Raw genomic sequence first — 18,316 nt, 5'->3', positions numbered from 1 at the left:
TCACCTCTTTATTTATCATCTAGATTAGGAACCGTTATGCTGTCACACTGGGTACGAGCCATCTTGCAAGCCACCGTCTATGACGTTGCCATTCAAACGCCACTTGAAGCGGCACCCAAGCTGACCCAACGTTTTGCTAATGATATTCGTTTTAAACGTGAAGATTTACAGCCGGTTAAATCCTTTAAGTTGCGCGGTGCTTATAACCGTATCAGCCAATTGAGCGATGAGCAAAAAGCGCGTGGCGTTATTTGTGCCTCAGCAGGTAACCATGCGCAAGGCGTTGCCTATTCTGCAAGAAAACTATCACTAAACAATATTATTGTGATGCCGACCACCACACCTGACATCAAAGTAGATGCGGTTAGAGCACTTGGCGGAAATGTCGATTTATATGGTGATAGCTTCGATGAAGCCAATCGTTATGCGATCAATCGTGCTGAGACCGAAGGTTTGACCTTTATTCCACCCTATGATGATGAGCTGGTAATTGCCGGACAAGGTACTATCGGACTTGAGCTGACCCAGCAGTGGCGTAATATGGACTATGTTTTCGTTGCCGTTGGTGGCGGTGGTCTGATTTCTGGCGTCGCGGCGTTTTTAGGTGAAGTTGCCCCGCATGTCAAAGTTATCGCTATAGAAGCTGAACAATCAGCCTGTCTAAAAGCCGCGCTTGAAGCGAATGAGCGCGTTAAGCTTGAACAAGTCGGACTGTTCGTCGATGGTGTGGCAGTTGCACAGATTGGCGAATTGCCTTTTGATATCGTTCGTATGCAGAAGAGCGATAAATCAGGGCCTGTCGTCGAACCTGAAGTTGTGACTTGTAGCAATGATGAAGTATGTGCTGCCGTCAAAGACATCTTTGAAGAGAATCGCAGTATTGTTGAACCCGCTGGTGCGTTACCAGTCGCTGGCATGAAAAAATATATAGAAGCCAATAATATACAAGGCAAAAATTGCGTGGCCATTATCTGCGGTGCCAATATGAACTTTGACCGCCTACGCTATATCGCTGAGCGTACTGAGATTGGTGAGAAAAAGGAAGCCATCTTTGGTGTAACTATCCCTGAGCAGACTGGGGCGTTCTTAAACTTCTGTCGTAGCCTACACGGACGTAATATTACTGAGTTTAACTACCGTGCAGATAGCAAAAAATCACCAGACTCTATGGATCCTGCAGCAATCTTTGTGGGTATTGCCCTAAAAGAAGGTGATAAAGAGCGTCAAACCATTAGTGATCAATTGGCCGCTGATGGTTATGCAGCACATGACTTAACTGATGATGATATCGCGAAATCGCATATCCGTCATTTGATTGGTGGTCATGCCCATGTTGAAAATGAGCAATTATTAAAAGTAACTTTCCCAGAACGCCCAGGCGCTTTGCTTACTTTCTTAGAAAAACTTGGCGACGATTTTAATATTACCCTTTTCCATTATCGCAATCATGGTGCTGCCGAAGGTCGTGTATTGGTAGGCCTACAAGCTTCTGAGAGTAACTCTCGCCAGCTGCAAGATGCCCTTCTTGATATTGGTTATGACTGCACCATGCTCAATGACAATATTGGTTATCAGTTGTTTTTAAAGTAGATACAATAGCTGTAAGTTATCATCTATCAGTGCGGTTTTTTAATCTAAGTCATTAAAAAACTGCACTAATGATTTAATAGCGATTATTCGTTTATAGTAATTATTGATGAGTACTAAGTACTGAGTAGTGATAAAAAAGATATTAATGATGGTAGTGTTACTAACTTTAGCGCTTGTGGGTTATAAAATCCTCCAACCTAAAAACTCTACAAGCAATTCCACCACTGATGTTACGACTGACACTTCAACTGAGGTTGCATTTTCCTCTACTGACTTTGATGATATAGACATACCTCCAACGTATGTTGATTCAGGTTCAGATCCAACTTCAACATCAGTTTCGGCAGTAAAACCAACATTAGATTCACAACCAGTAGCGCCCAGCTTTTCATGTGATAGCAGAAAGCATTGCTCTCAGATGACTTCGTGCGCAGAAGCGACTTACTTCATACAACATTGTCCTAATACCCAAATGGACGGTAATAATGATGGTATACCTTGTGAAAAACAGTGGTGTAACTGATTTTATATAAAATATAAACTGAGAACATCATGCACATACCTTCAGTTTTTGCCGAAGAAAATCTTGAAAACATCCTTAATTTTATAGCAGCTAAGCCATTAGCCACCTTGATTTCGCAAACCAGCAAAGGCATTGAAGCCTGTCATATTCCTTTGTTTTGGCATGACGATCATTCACAATACGGCTGCCTTTATGGTCATTTCGGTCGGAAAAACTCTATTTATCAAGATGCCTTGCCAGATACCTCGTGGTTAATTATTTTTCAAGATACAGGGCATTATATCAGTCCCAATTAGTATCCCAGCAAAGCAAAAACTCATAAAGAAGTGCCCACTTGGAACTATCAAAGTATACATATTCAATCTAAGATAGAATTGATCGAAGATACAGACAAGCTTAAGTGGATACTGGAAACGATGACCGCGCAGCAAGAGGTTGTTTCAGACAACCCTTGGTCATTAGAGGATGCACCCGCTGCTTATATCGATGCTATGTGTCGAGGCATTATCGGCTTTAAACTTCCTATAGACTCCATCCAAGCTCAATTTAAATTAAGCCAAAATAAAACAGCAGAAAACATCGCAGGTGTGATTACTGATTTAGAGAAGTTAAATACAAACGATGCCGCAGCGATGGCTATAAAAGTTGCCGAGTGCAATCATCGTTAATTTGACTCTATCACGCTTACTATAGTCGATTCACTTTAAAGAGAATATAGTATTGCTGGTATGAATTTTTTGAAGCCTCTGTCTGGCGAAGTACACAGCAAGCGAGAAAAATTTATACCAGCAGAGTGTTGTGATAGTCGTACGTATTTTATTTTGAACTTACTATACGACTAACCGTAAAAAACTGTTTGCAAATATCAAATATGCCCTAATCTCATTGATACTATCTTATTTTAAATCAATACAGACATTAATGCAGAGTAGCTATTATGAAAAATAATATGGATGCTAAAAATCAAGGCTTAGCCAAAATCCGTCTTGATAAATGGCTGTGGGCGGCGCGTTTTTATCGGACACGCACGCTTGCCAAACAAGCTATCGAAAGCGGACGAGTACACTATGGCGGTAGCCGTGTGAAGACCAGTAAAGAGATTTCGGTCGGCGATGAATTAACTATCCGCCAAGGTTCAGCGACCGCGATGACTGAAAAAACCGTGCTTGTCGAAGCGCTAACCGCGCAACGTGGTAATGCTACTGCTGCCGAAGTGCTATATTCAGAGACTAAGGAAAGTGAAGAGCGCCGTGCCTATTATGCCGAGCAGCGCAAACTTGCCAATCTTGCCCGTCCTGATAACAAACCTAATAAAAAAGAGCGTCGTGATTTACAACGCTTTAAAAGCAGTCAAGACTAATATAGTCAGTTCAAAATAAAAGCGATACGATTGTAATAACGTGCTATTGCTATCATTTTTAAAGTGAATCTACTATAGCATTAACAGTAACCGCCCTCACTCATTGCAAAAATAATAGGGTCAGCAGCTATCTATTATTTAGCACACTGAATGACCCTATTGTTTAGTCTCTGCCCTTGCCATTCAAGGCATTAACCGTTACGCTATAGCCAATTAATTCACTCGATAGCATGCTCATAAACCACACTACCAATGCTGGTTTTGATAGCATGTTTTTTTGTTGTTATAATTTATTGTTATAAAAGGTCATCATATGCCAATCAAAGCCTCTACTCCCTCATCTGTCCTATTGGTTTGCTTGGGGAATATTTGCCGCTCACCAACTGCCGAAGAGATTTTTCGTCAGCAAGCAGCGATTGCAGGACTGTCAATGAAGGTCGATTCAGCGGGTACGGGTGATTGGCATATCGGTCATGCGCCCGATGAACGAGCACAGCGCCATGCCAAAGCTCATGGTTATAACATCAATAAATTGGTTGCGCGCCAAGTCAGCATTGATGATTTTCGCGATTTTGATTTAATCTTAGCGATGGATGCGCAAAATTTAGCGGATCTGCAATCAATCAAAGACGGTATAGCAAACACAGAGAATAATTTAGCTAAGCTGGCGTTATTCAGTGAAGAAGACCCTACCTATGGCGGCGACGATGTGCCAGATCCTTATACAGGCGATGCGGATGCGTTTGAAGACGTGATTGAACGCATTGAATCAAGTGCACAAGGGTGGATCGAAAGCTGGAAGATATCCTAGTTATGAAGAGATATTAGTTATAAAGCGCGATATTTCTGCTACTTTTATACCCAGCATCCTTTATAATAAACACCGCATGATTTTTTGTTTATTTGCCCCATAGGCTATGTTATGACCTCAGCTTCACGCCTTAATTACAGTGCTAAACATGCTCAGTATGAGCTGCCAACTGATGACGTAGCAAGTTTATCATGCCGTCCAACATTGGATTTGTCCCATAGCAATACTATGGCTTTAGCGTGTACTGCCGATGCTGTCGTGACATTGACCGATGAAGCACAGCTTGATGCTTTTATGGCAAACTATGTAGAAGATGCAGAGCATAAGCAGCCATTATTCGTACTGTCTGGCGGTAGCAATGTGTTATTACCCGCGCAGCTAAATGCTATCGTATTGCAACCACAGATGCGCGGTATCCATGTGACGGCGCAAACAGATAGCCATGTTGATATAGAAGTCATGGCAGGTGAAAATTGGCATGACTTGGTTGTGCATACTGTGACTCAAGGCTGGTATGGACTTGAAAATCTTGCGCTAATACCTGGTCTCACTGGTGCCGCTCCTGTACAAAATATCGGTGCGTATGGTGTCCAGCTAGAAGATAGCTTACAGTATGTGCGCGCCTATCATTTAACAACCCAAACTTGGCATCATCTAACAGCGGCAGACTGCAAGTTTGGCTATCGCGACAGCCTCTTTAAACGTCATCCCAATACGTGGTTAATCAGTCGCGTGGGTTTTCGTTTGCACACAGATGCGACAAAAGTGTTGGCCAGCTATGGCGATGTAAAAACCGTCGCGCAAAGTTATGCCGAGCAGCAAGGTCGCAAGCAGCCTGCGCCAGCTGACGTCATGCACGCCATTATCGATATCCGTCAGCAGAAGCTGCCTGACCCTAAACAGTTGCCAAACTGTGGCAGTTTTTTTCAAAACCCTATTATCCCTCAAGCCCAATTTACCGCGCTGCAATCCTCTTATCCGGCTATCGTTGGCTATGCCATGCCTGAGGCGATGGTAAAAGTCGCTGCTGGCTGGCTTATTGAGCAAGCGAGTCTAAAAGGCGGCGGTATAGCGCCTATTATTACCCATCAGCAGCAAGCCTTAGTGCTGACCAATCACGCCCCTTATCAATCAAACCAAGACGATGTGGCAGTAGCTCAGCGATATATCGCCGATGTCGTGTATGAAAAATTTGCGATACCATTATCGCGCGAGCCGGTGTGGGTAAATGCTAATGGCTCCATCGGGTATGACGAGCATGTGGTCTAAACAGTCATGGTCTAATCGTCTATGGCGACATTATTTGCGTTCAGCTGAACGTATGATCAAGCTGTTTCGGATTATCAATGCTACCTTTTTGCTGGGCTCAACGACGGTTATTTTAGTACTTATTAGTTTGTTTACCCCACTATTTTCACAAGCCGTTGTTTACATCTTAGCCCATTTACCCTTACCAAATATGCCATCTGCCGCCATGAGCTCGCCGCCGACTGCCTATGTTGTGTTAGGTGGCGGTCTGACCAATGACAATAATAATCAAATTATTCTAAATAGCTATAGTCTCAATCGTGCGCGTACCGCTGCGACTGCCTATCACGATCTACCCCTGCCCATCGTACTAAGCGGTGCTGAAGCGCCTTGGCTTGGTCAGTGGCTGATCGAACATGGTATTGATGGCTTAATCAGCGAAAATGCCAGTATGAATACCTGCGAAAATGCACGCTTTACCGCCAAGCGCATTCCCCTCTATCATGTTTATCTTATTACCGATCGCTACCATATGGCTCGTGCTCGCAGACAGTTTGCGTTAAACGGCATCAACAGCACTCCGATTAATGCCCCTTTGCCAGTTAGACGTGACTGGATGGAACCGGCGCAAAACTTAAGCCATTCACGGCGCGCGGTTTATGAAGTTGCCGCTTACCTACGTGATGTGATACGTCCACAAGCCAACTGTCGCCAAGCCAAAGATGTGACTTCACAGCAGCTCATGACACCAAGAGGTAAGGTAGCAAAAGCACCTGATGAATAGAGCTTGCTATTAGTTGAGAAAAATATCATCTCATAAGTATCTGCCCGCCTACTTTTATCGTTACAGGTTCTCCACCACACTTGCATTAAGTGTATAATAATAAAAGAAACTGCTACTAAAGAGATTTGCCATGCTCAGTATATTTTTATTAATTCCATTAAGTCTCATGCTGTTTGTGGTGGCGATTTGGGCAGTGCGCTATGCCGTAAAATCGAATCAATTCGAAGATTTAGACAACGCATCACAGCGTATTATCTTGGATGATCGTCAAGAGCGTCGGCAAACCATACAAGCTCATGAGCGCACAGAGCCTCTTCAGCAAGACACGCATACAGCTGCAACTGACAAAGTTGATGATAAAATAAATAATGCTGACATAGAATCAGTCCATCCTTCTGATATAGATAGCAATCCAAAAAAATAGCCTCGGGCTATTTTACAAATGCGTTACCTGCTTGTTTTTTCGCTAGATACGATAGAGATAAGTCGGTGCGTCCTTTACCATTTTTAGGAGAATCTTCCCATGACTACAGCTTTACTGGTTGCTGCATTGTTAATGGGGTTCTTTGGTTCACCGCATTGCTTAGGTATGTGTGGCGGGCTAGTGACCGCATTTGGTCTGTCTATGAAAGACGTCAGCCCAGCTAAGCGCCGTGCATTGGTTGCGACGTATCATTTAGGTCGTCTAACCAGCTATGCATTTTTGGGCTTAGTCGCAGGACTTATTGGCACAACCTTATTAGAGCCTTTAATGAAGGGTAACAGTCTACCGCGTATTTTATTGGGCTTGGTACTGGTATTTGTCGGCGTGACTATGCTTGGCGCACCATTTTTAAGTAAGCTTGAGCGTTTTGGTATGCGCTTTTGGCAGTATCTTAGCCCTGTACGCCAAAAAGTGTTTCCGCTAAACACCTTTCCGCGGGCATTATCTGCAGGTCTTCTATGGGGATTTTTGCCTTGTGGATTGGTATATGGCGCCCTACTTATCGCAGTGGTCGCTCACAACCCATTAAGTGGCGCGGCGCTGATGTTTGTCTTTGGTTTAGGAACAGTACCGATGCTGGTTGCCACTCACGAAACGGTCGGCTGGTTGCGTGACAAGATTGGACGTTTTCGCTTAAGACAGCTTAATGGCGCTATAATGGTATTATCTGGCTTAGCCATCGCTTTTGTCCCTATGATAATGATGAATATGCATGGTGGTCATGATATGAGTAGTGGTACTAATGGTGCTGGTAGTCATGCGGCAATGCAGCACAGCAGTCCTGCTACGATGATATCTGACCCAGATGACTCCACTCGCCATGATATGAGCCAAATGGACCACAGTATGCATAATATGAATGATGACTCAACGACTATGGAAGAAACTCAGTAGTTAAGTGTTATTATCATCATAGCAAAAAAACATATCAACACAGAAAAGCCCTCAACAATTTGTTGAGGGCTTTTTTAATGCTCAGCAGTTAAAGAGTTGCTACTGCTGCCACTGCTTAAGACTAAACTTAGTATCTAAATGCTTCTCTAGTGCAGGTATATTAAAAGCATCATCTTCACTCACAAAGCTAATGCTAATACCTGTTTGCCCAGCACGCCCTGTACGACCAATGCGGTGTACATAATCATCTGGCTGATCTGGCAACGTATAGTTAATCACATGGCTAACATCATCGACATGAATACCGCGTCCTGCTACATCGGTCGCTACCAAAATAGATGCATGACCGTCTTTGAAGCGCTGTAAATACTTTTCGCGTTTCTGTTGAATCACATCGCCCGATAGCATGACGATTTTATGCCCTTGGCGTAGCTTATGGTACAGACGTTTTACTTGATCCTTACGATTGGCAAAAACAATCACCTTCTCTACTGCGGTATCAGTGATGATACGCTCTAAGGCTTCTAACTTTTGATCTTCTGTTAACAAGTAAAAATGCTGGTCTACCAGCTCACTGGTTTTATGCTCAGGCTCAATTTCGACAAACTGTGGCTCATGTAACCAGCGATAAGCCAAATTCATCACATCTTGGTTAAAGGTGGCAGAAAATAACAAGCTTTGACGATCGGTATTGGGCGGCATACGACCGACTAAACGCTTGATGTCTGGGATAAAACCCATATCCAGCATGCGATCTGCTTCATCTAATACCAACACTTCGACACGATCAAGATATACCATGCCTTTATTCATTAAATCAATCAGACGCCCAGGCGTTGCAACCAAAATATCGACATATTGACGCTCAAGCTCATGCTGCTGGGTTTCATAATTGGTCCCACCCATAATACAGACGCTATGTAAGGAGGTGTATTTGGTCAAGGCGATACAATCATCAAATATTTGCTGAGCAAGCTCACGGGTTGGTGCCATAACGACTGCACGTGGCTCACCTAAATAACGCTCTTCATCCGTTGCAAAAGGACGCTTAAGTAATGCCTCCATTATGGTCAGTAAAAACGTTGCCGTCTTGCCAGTACCCGTTTGTGCTTGCCCAATAGCATCTTGATTTGCTAGGGTATGCGGTAGTATCTGTGCTTGAATGGGTGTCAGTTTAGTAAAACCCAAATCGCCTACCGCGCGTAAAGTAGCTGCTGAAAGTGGCAAATCCGTAAACGTCGTAAAGTTACTCAAAAAAATATCCTTTTGTATAATTCGCTTGTATATCATCAATAAATAAATGGCTTATTATAAGGCTTAACTGCCTCTACTAAACGATAACCACTAATCAATAGCGACCGTCAGGCAAAACTCTGTAAAACTTATAAGCATAAAAAAGCCAAGCCCATTTATAGTCTTACAAAATATGCTGCATTACACTCAACATAAGTAAGACAAGACTGGCTTGACTCAGTAGTATATCAGTAGTTTGTACAGTCATTATAGCTAAACTGCGATAATGACTGTAGCGATTACTCTTCTACTTTTCTGACTTCTTCAGCTTGCAGGCCTTTATCACCTTCTACAACGCTGAACTCAACCTTTTCGCCATCTTTTAGAGAGCGATAACCATCACCTTGGATCGCGCGGAAATGCACAAAAATATCTTCTCCGCTATCACGTTGAATGAAACCAAAGCCTTTTGAGTCATTAAACCACTTAACGATACCTTGCTCACGAGCTGACATAATATTACTTCCTAAAAAGTTTACTTAGTCCCAAATTCCTTTGCAACATTGCATATAAACGGGTACTAAGATTATGAAATCAAAATTTAAGAGTCCTACTTCACCTACTATTAGCGAAAAACAAAAGTTTTATAATGCCTTTTATTATTTAGCGTATAGTAAATTTCCTACTTCTAGCCTCTGGCAAAAAACTAAAACCACGTTAGTAAAAAAGCGTTAATAATCAACCAAACTAGAATGAGCAACAAACATGTAATATTTATTGCGTAAAAAATATCATAACACGGGTTTTTAGCAACACAAAGACTTTTAACATGATTTTTGCCACTTAGGTTAGCTTTTGATGTAGTTTTTTTATAACATAACTGGCAAGCTGTTATCATAAAGGGATAAAGACTAGAATACTCAGCTTAGGTTATTATTTTTAGACCCTTGTTATGCGACAGTCGAATTTTCTATTCTACGACCATTCTATTTATCCAGCACTTATAAAAGCCCTGTATTATTTATTCGCCCCTTGATAGCCATAGAGATTATTATGACCACCCCTTCTCAATCAATAAAAACGGCAAAACCTTTTCATAAAAAAAACGATATAGCCTTGACGCATCAGTTAACGCATAAGTTACTGTTAATTAATGGCGTTAATCTGAATTTATTGGGTAAACGTGAGCCTGAGATTTACGGTCATACCACCCTTCCGGATATTGAAAACTCCTTAATCAAGCGCGCCGCAGCACATGGTGTGGAACTGGTTTGCAGTCAGTCCAATCATGAAGGCAAACTTGTCGATGAGATTCAGCATCATGGACTACTAGCAGATGCCAGCGCTCAAGTCGACGCGATCATTATTAACCCTGCCGCCTTTACTCATACCTCTGTCGCGATACGCGATGCACTCTTGGCGACACAAAAACCATTTATAGAAGTTCACTTATCTAACGTACATGCCCGTGAATCGTTTCGTCAACATTCTTATTTCAGTGATGTGGCCGTCGGCGTTATTTGTGGCCTAGGGCATTTAGGTTATCAGATGGCATTAGATTATTGGCTAACCAATACTTATTCCATAACACTCAATGATTAATATCTTATGGTTACTTGTATCGATATTAACGATAAAAAATATAATAACTCAAGCAAAAAAACGTGGCCTTTAGCACAGTAGTTAAACAGCAATTGGCTGATTAAAATAATAGAATTATGGCTGAGCAAACAATCCACTATATGGTGATATGAATGGCAAAATCGTCCGGAAAACGCTTTATGAAACTTGCTGGTATGACAGCAAGTATCGCCGGCAAAGCAGCTAAAAACTCATTAAGGCATCTCTCAAGTGACGAAGAAAAACGTCTACAAGCGCGCTCAGAATTGATGCAAGACGTCGGTATTCAAATCGCCGAAACGCTTGGTGAAATGAAAGGCGCGGTTATGAAGGTAGGGCAAATTGCCTCACAGTATAAAGACGTGTTTCCGCCTGAAGTCGCAAACGCTTTAGAAAAGCTACAAAAAGACGCCCCGCCGATGCCTTATGCGCAGATACGTGCACAAATTGAACGTGAGCTTAAAGCGCCTGTTAACGAGTTGTTTACTGAGTTTGAAGAAACACCATTTGCCGCCGCCTCTATCGGACAAGTGCATCGAGCGGTTTTGCCATCTGGGCAAAGAGTTGTGGTAAAAGTACAGTACCCTGATGTCGATGAAAACTGTGATAGCGATCTTAAACAAGTCCGCATGGCGCTAAAAATCGCTGGTGTGCTGAATATGAGTAAGCAATTGCAAGAACAGCTATTTAACGAGATTCGCCAAAGCTTACATGATGAGCTCGACTATATTAAAGAGGCGCATAACCTACGAGTATTTGGCGCCTTTCATGCAGAAGATAAAGGCTTAATTATCCCTAAAGTCATTAGCAGTCATTCTTCCAAGCGGATTTTGACCTTGACTGAAGAGATGGGCGAGACTCTGACCGTCGCATCGACATGGGATAATGATATTAAACAGAAAATTGCAGCGCGACTGTTCCATTTTAGCGCCGGACAGCTGTTTGGCTTATACCGAATGCACTGTGATCCACACCCAGGTAACTTTGCTTTTCGAGTTGATGGTAGTGTTGTGGCATACGATTTCGGTGGTATTCGCAGCTATAGTGACAGTGAAGTGAAGTTATTCCGCCGGTTTGCCAAGCATGCCTTAAAAAGTGATGTGACCGCACTTGAGCAGGACTTAATTGCCTTAGATATTCGCCGTGATGATGATAAAATCGTACCTGGTGAGTTTTATGAGAAGTGGCTAGAGATTGGGCTTAAACCCATGTCTATCGAACCGTATCAAGATGGTGCTTTTGATTTTGCTAGTAGTCAAACCCATCATGAAGCCATCGCACAAATGCGCACATCGCTGAAATATTTTGGTCAGTTCCAGCCCTCAGCAACCACGATGATGCTAGATCGTACGATTTCTGGTCAATACTGGAATCTAGTCAACCTAGGCGTTGTGATAGATTTATCACCGCTGGTTAAAGAATATATAGAATTCTAGGTGATTATAGACTCTGAAGAATAAATTTTAATGCTTGCTATACGTGTAACGCATGCCCACAACGATCACAAAAATCTGCGGCGACTGCATGACCGAATTTACCACAGTTTGGACAGGCTATAGGGTTCAGCTGCGGACGCATATTACGAGCCAGCTCAGCAGTGAAAATACCCGTCGGTACGGCAATAATAGAGTAACCCGCTATCATCACCATAGATGCAATCGCTTGCCCGATTGGCGTCTTAGGTGACATATCGCCGTAGCCGGTTGTGGTTACCGTTACAACTGCCCAATAAATAGACACTGGAATACTGGTAAATCCGTTCTCCGGCCCTTCTACGACGTAGATAATCGAGCCAAAAATGGTCACCAATAAGACCAATGATAAGAAAAAAACCGTAATTTTTTGCTGGCTGGTTCTAAGCGCAGAAGCCAAAAAACCTGCTTGTTGCATGTATACTTCGAGTTTGAGCACGCGAAATACACGTAAGATGCGTAGTATACGAATAACCAATAGATACTGCACACCGCCAAATAGTAGGCTTAAGTAGCTTGGTAGTACCGACAATAAATCCACTACCCCAAAAAAGCTAAACGCATAACGGAATCGATTGGGCGCTGAAAACAACCTAAGGCTATACTCGATTGTAAACAAAATAGTAAAAAACCATTCCGCATAAAAAAACAATGTGCCGTATTGCAAGCGCATGTAGAGTACACTATCGAGCATCACTACGGCTACACTGGCTAAAATAGCAATCAGCAATATGATATCAAACAGCTTACCCAAACGAGTATCTGTGCCTTCGATAATGATATGAATGCGGTTACGTAAATGAGTAATGGCTTCGGTATTTGGTTGCTTCATAGGGTCAATAAAGTCACAAGATTAATGGGCATAAAACCGAACGATTTAGGATGGCATGAATAAGCCAAGGTTGGTCAAAATGCGCTAAAGTGGTTTATAATATTGGAAGTATTATTGCTATTGACCGCTACAGTGATAATCGATAGTTGGTCAGTAGATAGAAAGTAGCAGTGTAGCAAAAAAGCGCTATTAACGACATACAAATCGTCAACTTACTGACAGATTGATTACCTTAGATTAACAGCGCAATCATAAATAAAAACATCTCAACAAGTACAAAAAATTTTACCAATAACTTTTTTATCCGTATAATACATAACTCGTAACACTTAAGGATGTCATATGGCAGGCCATTCAAAATGGGCAAATATTAAACACCGTAAAGCCCGTCAGGATGCGGTAAAAGGCAAAGTATTTACCAAAATTATTCGTGAAATTGTTTCTGCTGCCAAGCAAGGTGACCCTGACCCTGATAAAAATCCACGCTTGCGTGCCGTTATTGAAAAAGCCCTATCAGTCAATATGACTCGAGATACCATCAATCGGGCAGTGGCTCGCGGCACAGGCGGCGATGACAATGACAATATGGATGAAGTGAGCTATGAAGGCTATGGTATCGGTGGCGTTGCAGTATTAGTCGAAACCTTGACTGACAACCTCAACCGAACGGTCAGCGAAGTGCGCCATGCTTTTACCAAAAATGAGGGCAATCTTGGTACCTCAGGCTCAGTGGCATATCTATTTACCAAGCGCGGTGAAATCACTTTTAACGATATCAGCTTAGAGGAAGAAGTCATGCTGGCGGCGTTAGATGCTGGCGCGCTTGATATTGAAAATGATGGTGAAAGCCTTCTTGTCATCACTGAATGGGAAAATTTTGGTCAAGTTAAAGATGCCTTAAATGCGGCAGGCTTAGAATCTGACAATGCTGAAGTCACCATGGCACCAGCCACCAGTGCCGAGATTGACAATATTGATGACGCCTTAAAAGTAATGAAAATGATTGATATGTTAGAAGATATCGATGACGTACAAGAGGTTTATAGCAATGTGAACTTCTCAGACGACGTTATGGCGCAGCTTGAGCAATAATTTTCATTGATTACTAATCACAAAAAAGCCAAACGCTAAAAACGTTTGGCTTTTTTCAATTGATGAGAACACAGTTTTATATGGCTTTATTATGATTTACATCTCACCCCTTCCAAGGCCAATAAATACTCTTTCTTATCTAAGCCGCCTGTATAACCACCAAGCTTACCATCGCTAGCTATTACTCGATGACAAGGGACGATAATGCTAAAGGGGTTTTTACCATTGGCATTGGCCACCGCACGAAACCCTTTGGGATTATCTACATTTTTTGCTAGCGTTGCATAGCTGATGGTCTCGCCATAACCAATATCTTGTAGTGCCTGCCAAACTCGTTGCTGGAACTTGGTTCCCAAGCTTGCATCTATTGGTAAATCGAACCCCTGACGTTCACCCTTAAAATACCCCTCTAATTGTGCTATAGCATCTATTAGTAAAGCTTGAGCTGGTTCGCTTTTGCTTAGGCTGTCTTTATCTATGAATGTGAAGCTCTGATCGACAAGGCCATAGTGTTTTTTAAGTTTGGGAATAGATTTTGAGCTGTGCCAAGAGTTACCTGCCAGCAGCCAATTGACTTCAACCAGCTTAGGACTGCTATGCTCATTGACACTAGCAATTAATGTTAACTGGTGCGATCCAAAAGCTGCTGTGGTGACTATCATGACTTTTCCTCTCAAATCGTTATATTCTCAAAACTCGTTTATTGGCTAAAACGAACTGTTGAGCGCTATTCTTTATCATCAGTCTCGAAAAGTGCGGCGACAAATTGTTTTGGACTAAAGGCACGTAAATCATCAATCGACTCGCCAACGCCAATATAACGGATAGGCACATCCGTGGTTTCAGCAATATTAAAGACCACACCGCCTTTAGCAGTACCATCTAGTTTGGTAATCGTAATACCGGTTAATGGCACTACTTTATTGAATAACTCAACTTGGTTAATCGCATTTTGACCTGTGCCAGCATCAAGTACAATCATCCCTTCATGCGGTGCACTTGGATCGGCTTTACGCATCACCCGCACTACCTTTTCAAGCTCTGCCATTAGATGAGTTTTATTTTGCAAACGCCCAGCCGTATCGGCAATCAATACATCGATATTTTTTGCTTTAGCAGATTGCATAGCATCAAAGATGACGGAGGCACTATCAGAGCCATGACCTTGCGCCACGACTGGAATGTTATTGCGATCACCCCATATTTGCAGCTGTTCAGTGGCAGCGGCGCGGAAAGTATCACCGGCAGCCAGCATCACTGATTTACCCTCACCTTGTAGACGTTTAGCAAGTTTACCGATAGTCGTGGTCTTACCCACGCCATTAACACCTACTACTAGGATAACGAATGGCTTTTTGCTGGTATCAATGACGAGCGGCGCAACCTTTGGCGTTAAGATATCAACCAGTTCGGTTTGCAATGCCTTATACAGTGAATGCGCATAGATTAAATCACCACGGGCTGTTTGTTCAGTTAAGCTCTTGATAATGCGATTGGTAGCATTAACACCGATATCCGCTACTAGCAGCTGGTCTTCAACTTCTTCTAGCAGCTCGTCATCAATTTCTTTGCCACCAATAAGGATGCTCACCATACCTTCGGCTAAGTTTTTACGTGACTTACTCAGACCCGTTTTCATCCGGTTAAACCAGCTGCCTTTTTTCGTGTTTTCCTGATCCTCTTGCGACTCTTTAGTTTCTTGCGATTCTACTGCCGTTGTTTGCTGAATGGCAGATGGCTCGTTGCCTATGTTTGTGTTGGTACTGGTGTTGGTATTAGCAGCAGTAACGCTTGGACGATCCCCTAACTGGTCTTGTAAGGGCATGGTGGGGATTTTTGGTGCAGAAACCGCCTGCGGCGTCGATTCTGTTTTATTGGTATTTGAAAAGCTTTCTGAGGTACTCTCAGCGGCGCTGTGCTTTTCTGTCATGATAATGGGTGCGCCTAAAGCAATGCTTTCTGCCGTATCGGTGCTTGAGACTTTTTGATTTATGGCAGGCGTTATTTGGCTATCTATAGCATTTTCACCAATATCAGCCTTAGTTGGAGCAATATCTTCAGGCTCATCGATGATGGGCACAGATTGCACCGGCAGACTGGGTAAGGTAATATCATCGTCATCTAAGTCATCAAGACCACCGTCAAGATTGATGACCACACGATTGCTATTATTGGGGTTATTCATAAGCTTGCCCTAAAAGTTATCATTATCAGTAATTTGTTTATTCTAAAATTTGATCTGTCTATTGTCAGTTTTCTATGACTTAACTGGAAAATTGTTTTTAGCCTAGTTTAGCATAATTCAAGTTGAGCTCAGCCTTTAGCATCGTAGATCGCAGGCAAATGGCAAAAACCTTTAAGTAATGTAGAAGGCGATATAACAGACAATATAAAAACCATTCGATAGAAAACCCCATATATAACACGATTTTTGAGTAAGTTTCGCTTAAGGTTTAGACACAAAAATCTGACCTTTGAGATGCCAAACTTCGCCTACCCTTAGCGGGACTTAGTTTTTAACATTCTATCAGCCTTATCCGACCACTTTATATTAGGAATATCTAATGCTATCTCTATCCATTTATTATAAAAAAATCACCCATATTAGCGCTGCTGTATTACTAACGACGATGGCGCTATCAGCGACAGGTTGCAGTACGACACAAGAGTTCAAACCAACCGCGAGTGTAATGGTTGGGGCGCATAAGTCTTTATAATGGCTTAAGCACTATGAAGAAAATTGATATACTCACGCATCAACTTACAAGCTGCCCGTTTAAAAGTTTCCCTTTTATATAAGTAGAACATACCATGTCCTCACCTTTATCGCTAACTGCTCTCTCTCTACGCCTCGCCGTTACCTTAGCCATGGCAACCACGCTTGCGGCTTGCCAAACCAATGTCATTGATTCTAATCCAGTGTCTGCTGTTAAAAGTCCAGTGTCTCAAAGTTCAGTGTCTCAAAATACTTTGAGTCAAAATAAAGCAGATCAGGATAAAGCCACCAAAGAGACTGAGCAATCATCAGCGCTGACAATGGATATGTCCGGTCGCCATGAGTATCAGTTAGAAAACGGTCTAAAAATAGTAGTTAAAGAAGACCACCGTGCGCCCGTGGTCATGACTCAGATTTGGTATCGCGTAGGGTCAGCCGATGAACCGCTTGATAAAGGGGGTATCTCTCATGTGCTCGAGCATATGATGTTTAAAGGAACTGCCGACGTTTCAAGTGCTGATTATGAGCGTTTGATTGCCAAATTCGGTGGCGTCAATAATGCCTTTACGAGCTACGATTATACCGGTTATTACGAGCTGTTCCCTGCCAACCGCTTTCCTTTAGCGTTAGAGCTTGAAGCGGATCGTATGAAAAACTTGGTATTTGATGAGAAAGAATTTGTCAAAGAGCATCAAGTCGTCATGGAAGAGCGCCGTCAGCGTACCGATGACAATCCACTTGCCAAGGCTTATGAATCATTTCGCTTGCTTGCCTTGCCGAATAGCCCTAAAGGGGAGTCGGTCATCGGACCCATGAATGAGCTTGAATCGATTACGCTTTCCGACTTAAAAGACTGGTATAAAATATGGTATGCGCCAAATAATGCAACCTTAGTCATCGTCGGCGATGTTGAGCCGAGCGAAGTTTTAACTCAAGTGAAGCGTTACTTTGGCGAGCTGACACCAAGTAAGCTACCTAAGCGTCCTGCTGTCAGCCAAAAAGGCTTTCGTGGTTATCAGCAAGTAGCATCCGAGCAAGCCGTACAAGTGCCTGTCTTATTAATGGGTTATAACGTACCGAGCCTTGTAACAGCAGGCACAAGCAATGAAAAGCAGGCTTATGCGCTCTCGCTTGCGCAAGACGTCTTAGATGGTGGCCTATCTGCACGCCTTGAGAGCAGACTAATACGCGAGCAAGGTCTGCTCACCACAGTGGGTACATCTTATGATCTACTGGATCGCGGCGATGGACTGTTTTTGATACAAGCGACTCCGCGTGAAGGCGTAAGCTTAGAGCAAGCACAGCAAGCTATAATCTCTGAAATAGAAAAGCTTAAAACTGATCCAATTGCCGCAGATGAAATCGATCGTGCCAAAACCAATACGGTCACGGGTCTTGTGTACGCGCAAGACAGTATGGAAGGTCAGGCGCGCATGATTGGCTCATTACAATCTATCGGTCTTGATGATAGGTTGCTTGCCAAACTGCCAACCAAGCTCGATAGCGTGACGATTGCAGATATTCAAGCGGCTAGCAAAAAGTATTTAGTAAAAGATAATTTAACGGTGATGCATATCGTTCCGCCTAAAGACCAAACTAAAAAGCAAGTTAAAGCGCCAGCTAAAAAAGAAGCCAAAGGCAAATAAAGGCGAGGTAT

At 42.7% G+C, this 18,316-nt stretch carries 17 protein-coding genes and 2 pseudogenes; 14 read left to right on the top strand and 5 right to left on the bottom strand.

Features of this window, described 5'->3' with window-relative positions:
- Positions 1-36: 36 nt before the first annotated feature.
- The 9 genes and pseudogenes from ilvA to CAN34_RS09540 all read left to right on the top strand — a co-directional run bounded on the left by ilvA (position 37) and on the right by CAN34_RS09540 (position 7,694).
- On the top strand, positions 37-1,590 hold the full coding sequence (gene ilvA / locus CAN34_RS09585; RefSeq protein WP_089555451.1) for a threonine ammonia-lyase, biosynthetic: 1,554 nt from the start codon (positions 37-39) through the stop codon (positions 1,588-1,590).
- A 385-nt stretch (positions 1,591-1,975) separates the two neighbouring features.
- Positions 1,976-2,113: pseudogene (locus tag CAN34_RS14490) on the top strand (excalibur calcium-binding domain-containing protein); the annotation flags it as partial.
- 29 nt (positions 2,114-2,142) lie between these two features.
- A pseudogene (locus tag CAN34_RS14485) lies at positions 2,143-2,781 on the top strand (FMN-binding negative transcriptional regulator).
- Between the two features lie 281 nt (positions 2,782-3,062).
- Positions 3,063-3,473 (top strand): RNA-binding S4 domain-containing protein, encoded by a 411-nt coding sequence (locus tag CAN34_RS09565; protein ID WP_079693057.1) that lies wholly within the window; start codon positions 3,063-3,065, stop codon positions 3,471-3,473.
- Positions 3,474-3,786: 313 nt separating this feature from the next.
- On the top strand, positions 3,787-4,284 hold the full coding sequence (locus CAN34_RS09560) for a low molecular weight protein-tyrosine-phosphatase (RefSeq protein WP_089555448.1): 498 nt from the start codon (positions 3,787-3,789) through the stop codon (positions 4,282-4,284).
- A 228-nt stretch (positions 4,285-4,512) separates the two neighbouring features.
- A complete protein-coding gene (gene murB, locus CAN34_RS09555) occupies positions 4,513-5,553 on the top strand; it encodes a UDP-N-acetylmuramate dehydrogenase (protein WP_254423153.1) in 1,041 nt (346 codons plus the stop codon).
- Complete coding sequence (locus tag CAN34_RS09550) at positions 5,543-6,316, top strand: YdcF family protein (RefSeq protein ID WP_089555446.1); 774 nt, start codon at positions 5,543-5,545, stop codon at positions 6,314-6,316. Before murB ends, CAN34_RS09550 begins: the two co-directional genes overlap by 11 nt.
- Before the next feature lie 130 nt (positions 6,317-6,446).
- Positions 6,447-6,740, top strand: coding sequence for a cbb3-type cytochrome oxidase assembly protein CcoS (ccoS, locus tag CAN34_RS09545; RefSeq protein WP_089555445.1), 294 nt, complete (start codon positions 6,447-6,449; stop codon positions 6,738-6,740).
- 99 nt (positions 6,741-6,839) lie between these two features.
- On the top strand, positions 6,840-7,694 hold the full coding sequence (locus CAN34_RS09540; RefSeq protein ID WP_089555444.1) for a sulfite exporter TauE/SafE family protein: 855 nt from the start codon (positions 6,840-6,842) through the stop codon (positions 7,692-7,694).
- A gap of 99 nt (positions 7,695-7,793) precedes the next feature.
- Here CAN34_RS09540 and CAN34_RS09535 read toward each other — a convergent pair whose 3' ends face one another.
- Together CAN34_RS09535 and CAN34_RS09530 are read right to left on the bottom strand one after the other, a co-directional pair.
- A complete protein-coding gene (locus tag CAN34_RS09535) occupies positions 7,794-8,984 on the bottom strand; it encodes a DEAD/DEAH box helicase (protein ID WP_174668359.1) in 1,191 nt (396 codons plus the stop codon).
- A gap of 242 nt (positions 8,985-9,226) precedes the next feature.
- Positions 9,227-9,442, bottom strand: coding sequence for a cold-shock protein (locus CAN34_RS09530; RefSeq protein ID WP_011513806.1), 216 nt, complete (start codon positions 9,440-9,442; stop codon positions 9,227-9,229).
- A 601-nt stretch (positions 9,443-10,043) separates the two neighbouring features.
- Between CAN34_RS09530 and aroQ the strand changes: the two genes are divergently transcribed.
- The gene (aroQ, locus tag CAN34_RS09525) at positions 10,044-10,529 is read left to right on the top strand and encodes a type II 3-dehydroquinate dehydratase (protein ID WP_254423152.1); all 486 of its coding nucleotides are present in this window, start codon (positions 10,044-10,046) and stop codon (positions 10,527-10,529) included.
- A gap of 152 nt (positions 10,530-10,681) precedes the next feature.
- Positions 10,682-11,983, top strand: a complete 1,302-nt coding sequence (locus tag CAN34_RS09520; protein WP_089555441.1) for an AarF/ABC1/UbiB kinase family protein — start codon at positions 10,682-10,684, stop codon at positions 11,981-11,983.
- A 37-nt stretch (positions 11,984-12,020) separates the two neighbouring features.
- Here the strand turns inward: CAN34_RS09520 and CAN34_RS09515 are convergent, their stop codons facing one another.
- The gene (locus CAN34_RS09515; protein WP_089555440.1) at positions 12,021-12,851 is read right to left on the bottom strand and encodes an ion transporter; all 831 of its coding nucleotides are present in this window, start codon (positions 12,849-12,851) and stop codon (positions 12,021-12,023) included.
- A gap of 342 nt (positions 12,852-13,193) precedes the next feature.
- Between CAN34_RS09515 and CAN34_RS09510 the strand changes: the two genes are divergently transcribed.
- A complete protein-coding gene (locus tag CAN34_RS09510; RefSeq protein WP_089555439.1) occupies positions 13,194-13,943 on the top strand; it encodes a YebC/PmpR family DNA-binding transcriptional regulator in 750 nt (249 codons plus the stop codon).
- 89 nt (positions 13,944-14,032) lie between these two features.
- On the opposite strand, the gene CAN34_RS09505 is transcribed toward CAN34_RS09510, so the two are convergent.
- Both CAN34_RS09505 and ftsY read right to left on the bottom strand, forming a co-directional pair.
- Positions 14,033-14,605, bottom strand: a complete 573-nt coding sequence (locus CAN34_RS09505) for a methylated-DNA--[protein]-cysteine S-methyltransferase (RefSeq protein ID WP_079691646.1) — start codon at positions 14,603-14,605, stop codon at positions 14,033-14,035.
- A gap of 65 nt (positions 14,606-14,670) precedes the next feature.
- Positions 14,671-15,582, bottom strand: a complete 912-nt coding sequence (ftsY, locus tag CAN34_RS09500) for a signal recognition particle-docking protein FtsY (RefSeq protein ID WP_254423151.1) — start codon at positions 15,580-15,582, stop codon at positions 14,671-14,673.
- Positions 15,583-16,507: 925 nt separating this feature from the next.
- On the opposite strand from ftsY, the gene CAN34_RS14245 reads away from it, so the two are divergent.
- A complete protein-coding gene (locus CAN34_RS14245) occupies positions 16,508-16,660 on the top strand; it encodes a hypothetical protein (protein ID WP_165767635.1) in 153 nt (50 codons plus the stop codon).
- A 94-nt stretch (positions 16,661-16,754) separates the two neighbouring features.
- Entirely contained in the window at positions 16,755-18,305 is a 1,551-nt protein-coding gene (locus tag CAN34_RS09495; protein WP_089555438.1) for a pitrilysin family protein, read from the top strand.
- The last annotated feature ends 11 nt before the right edge of the window (positions 18,306-18,316 follow it).

The organism is Psychrobacter sp. DAB_AL32B (assembly GCF_002224105.1).
Classification (GTDB): domain Bacteria; phylum Pseudomonadota; class Gammaproteobacteria; order Pseudomonadales; family Moraxellaceae; genus Psychrobacter.
This window is presented reverse-complemented; position numbering and strand designations above follow the sequence as displayed.